1 protein-coding gene is annotated in these 373 nt (G+C 63.8%); it reads left to right on the forward strand.

Features of this window, described 5'->3' with window-relative positions; translation table 11 throughout:
* Window positions 1-363, forward strand: a 363-nt coding sequence (locus EN861_RS34460) for an AAA family ATPase (RefSeq protein ID WP_245512178.1), incomplete at its 5' end; no start/stop codon positions are given.
* Window positions 364-373: the final 10 nt, after the last annotated feature.

Here is a 373-nt window from a genome sequence, read left to right on the forward strand (position 1 = left end):
ATGTGGAAGATGGCACCGGAATGTGTGGAAAGTCACATTTCTGTGCCGTTTCCCACGCTATCGCGGCGGGGACCCGCCGTGATGGAATTCCGATTTCGCGAGAGTGCGATCATGCTTCTGGAACGGCAGCCGCAGCTGCAGCAGATGGATGCCTTGTTGGCGGATGCAACAGGGGGTCGTGGCCGCGTCGTGGTCGTCTGGGGCGAGGCGGGCGCCGGCAAGACGGCGCTGGTCGAGGCTTTTGTGGACCGTATGGGCATTGATCGGGTGGGCGTCGATCGGCCAGTGCAAGGCGTGATCCTGCTGCGCAGCGCCTGCGAGGACCTGTCGATCCCCGACCCGCTCGATGCCGTAGCCCCATGACGAATGCTCG

The organism is Mesorhizobium sp. M8A.F.Ca.ET.218.01.1.1 (assembly GCF_004791165.1).
Classification (GTDB): Bacteria; Pseudomonadota; Alphaproteobacteria; order Rhizobiales; family Rhizobiaceae; genus Mesorhizobium.